This window comes from Allorhizobium sonneratiae, from assembly GCF_023700755.1.
In the GTDB taxonomy this organism is placed as follows: domain Bacteria; phylum Pseudomonadota; class Alphaproteobacteria; order Rhizobiales; family Rhizobiaceae; genus Allorhizobium; species Allorhizobium sonneratiae.
This window is the reverse complement of the sequence record NZ_JAMKOJ010000024.1, coordinates 1-2,947: the sequence shown is the minus strand read 5'-3', so window position 1 is coordinate 2,947 and position 2,947 is coordinate 1. Positions and strand designations below refer to the sequence as shown.

Sequence of the window (2,947 nt, the reverse complement as noted above, 5' to 3'; positions counted from 1 at the left end):
CCCGTTGGGCCAAGGCGGGTCAAGAGCCTATGCCGCCTTTTTTCCTGTCAACCCTTGCCTGTCTACAGTAAAAACTTAGCACGACGATAAGAAAACACTTGCAAAAAATAAACACAGGTTATATAAATTGGGCATAGAGAAAAACAAAACCGCAAGGATTTAAAACCATGGCTGACTCCATCATCACCGTTTCTTTGAACAAACTGCAACACGACCCGCTGAACGTGCGCAAAACCTATAGCGAAGAGGCCATTGCCGATCTCGCAGCAAGCATTGAAGCAAATGGGATTTTGCAAAATCTCGTCGGACGGCGGGCAAAGGCCAAAGGTGCTTATTATGTCTCTGCCGGTGGACGGAGATTGAGAGCGCTTCTGCTTTTGGTGAAGCAGGGAAAGCTTGCGGCAGATTATCCCGTTTTGTTGCGGGAAATCACCGAGGCGGAAGCGCAGGAAATGAGCCTGACTGAAAACATCATGCGCGAGGGCATGAACCCGGCTGACCAGTTCGAGGCGTTCCGTGATCTTGCCGACAAGGGTAAGTCTATTGAAGAGATTGCCATACGTTTTGGCACCACCGAAACTATCGTGAAAAAGCGGCTGGCCCTTGGCCGGGTTGCGCCGGAACTCAGAGACTTGTTCCGCAAGGAAGAAATGAACCTTGAAACGCTGTCTGCCTTCACGATCACCGATGACCATGAAGAGCAAATCCGCGTCTGGAAATCACTACCGTCTCACCGTCGTGACGGTCATTCGATCCGGCAAGCATTGGCAGGAGAGGTTGTGCGCGCCACCGACAAGCGCATGAAATTCATCGGCGGGCTGGACGCTTATGAGGCGGCAGGAGGTCAGATCAAACGCGATCTTTTCGATGTCAATGGCGGGTATGCAATGGATGGCGCGTTGGTTGATAGGCTCGTTGCCGAAAAAATGGCGATTGAGGCCGAAAGCCTGAAAGCCGCAGGTTGGAAGTGGGTCGATATGCCAATTGAAATGGATTATCAGGCATATTCTAAATATGGTCGTATTTATCCAAAATCGCCCACCCTTTCCCCGGAAGATCAGGAAAAACTAGCGCGGCTTTCCGAACAATATGACGCCCTGGCCGCGATCATCGAAGAGGGCGATGGCCCCGACGATGTTGAAATGCAACTGGCGCAGGTCGAAGAACAGATTAATCTTATCCAAGGTCAACGCTTTGACCCGGAAGAGCTGAAAACTGCCGGTGTTGTGTGCAGCTTGGCCCATGACGGCAACTTGCGTTATGACTTTGGCTTGATCAGGCCGGAAGATAAGGCCAAAAGCATTAAGAGCGCAAACAACGAAGGCAGCGAAGCAGAAAGTGACGATCTCCCGACAGGTCCGGTTTTGAAGCATTCCGCCACGCTTCTCGAAGACCTGACAGCGCAGAAAACCGCCGCGCTGATGCTCGAAATGGCGAATAATGCCGATATTGCGCTTGCGGCAGTCGTTCATGCGCTTTTGTTGCAGACCGTCTATTCAGGTTATGTGTCTTCTTATACGTCGCTGGAAATCCGGCTGAACAAAACCTATCCCGAAACAAGCCTCAAAAATCCAGAGGCGAACACGGCGCTGGAATGCCTGTCAGCAATGACCGAAACATTCAAGTCAGCTATTCCGGCAAATCCTGCCGACCTTTTCGACTGGTGCCTTGATCAAAAGCGCGACGATCTTCTTAAGCTTCTCGCTTTTGCAGCTTCGCATTCGGTCAATGTGGTGCAAGGTAAGGTGTACGAGCAAAAGCGTCTCGACCATGGCGACCAGTTAGGCCGTGCTCTTGCCGTTGACATGGGGAAATATTTCAAGCCTACGGCTGAAACCTATTTCAGCCATCTCAACCGCCAAGGCATCGAGGCGGCAGTGACAGAGGCAAAAGGCGCAGCTTTTGCCGAAGGTATTGCCGGCATGAAGAAAGCCGAAGCCGCCGCTTTCGCAGAACGTCAGGTTGAAAACAGCGGCTGGTTGCCCCGCCCGATCCTGTTCGCTGACGCGCCGGTAGTCGCGCCTTCCGATAGTCAGGAACCGGGCGTGCGAGAGGAAGACAATGAAGAAGACAATGAAGACGACAACCCAATGATGATGGCGGCGGAATGATCCTTCGCCTTTCCTCTGAAATAGCCCGAAGACCAGATTAATCATCTGGTCTTCGGGTGCCTTTGTCTGTTAGGTCAGCCTGAATCCGTCAATGTGTGAGATTGCCGCCATGTCAAATCCTGAAAAAGACTCGATTTCCGCTGATGACGTTCAGGGGTGGCTCGCTTATCTCAAGGCGTCAAAAATCGCCAAGACCGCAAAAATCGCGGCTCAAATGCTCGGCATCAGCGAAATCACGATGAGCAGAATGCGCCGCGAAGGTGTGCACGGCGATTATGTCAAGCGCACCGCGCTTGCCATGCAGGCCGTTGTTTCGCAGTCGCATATCGCAACGCTTGAGCATCAGAACCGGAAGATGCTTGCAATGCTGAAAAAATGCGCCCCGCCAGAGGCTTCTAAATCCTGGCTGTCGGAACCTGATTATGAAATGGTCCGCAATCTGATCGATGATGTTGAGCGCAATCAGCCGGAAAATTTCGTTGTGTGTGACCTGGTTGATTTTGACGGATCGGCAGAATAGTGCCTTTCGCTTCTGAGAAGCGAGCGCGCTCTATGCCAGTGGCACGAAGCCGCCGATGGCGTCTTCGCCCATTCGGGTGACGATCGCTAAGGCTTGCGCGGCGGCAACGCCTAGCGAAGTGGGGGACCGGCGAAAGCCGGTCCTCGTTGTTTTGAGAGGGCAAGGCCCCGGCTGTGCGCCGGGACCGTGGCCGGTCGATCAGCATGAGGATCGAGCGAGATCGGCATGACGCACTGGCCGGGCTGATGAGAGTTGGAGGCATGAGGGCAAAGCTGCGGAAGATCGTCACCGTCAGATAAGGGCGCTGCGATTGTCT

Annotated in this window: 3 protein-coding genes; 2 read left to right on the top strand and 1 reads right to left on the bottom strand. The window is 53.2% G+C overall.

The window, feature by feature from the left end; all coding sequences use genetic code 11:
• Positions 1 to 167 precede the first annotated feature (167 nt).
• Together NAC44_RS21085 and NAC44_RS21080 are read left to right on the top strand one after the other, a co-directional pair.
• On the top strand, positions 168 to 2,111 hold the full coding sequence (locus NAC44_RS21085; protein ID WP_250943624.1) for a ParB/RepB/Spo0J family partition protein: 1,944 nt from the start codon (positions 168 to 170) through the stop codon (positions 2,109 to 2,111).
• Between the two features lie 109 nt (positions 2,112 to 2,220).
• Positions 2,221 to 2,631 (top strand): hypothetical protein, encoded by a 411-nt coding sequence (locus NAC44_RS21080; RefSeq protein WP_250943622.1) that lies wholly within the window; start codon positions 2,221 to 2,223, stop codon positions 2,629 to 2,631.
• Between the two features lie 110 nt (positions 2,632 to 2,741).
• On the opposite strand, the gene NAC44_RS21075 is transcribed toward NAC44_RS21080, so the two are convergent.
• Positions 2,742 to 2,947, bottom strand: a 206-nt coding sequence (locus NAC44_RS21075) for a hypothetical protein (protein WP_250943621.1), incomplete at its 5' end; no start/stop codon positions are given.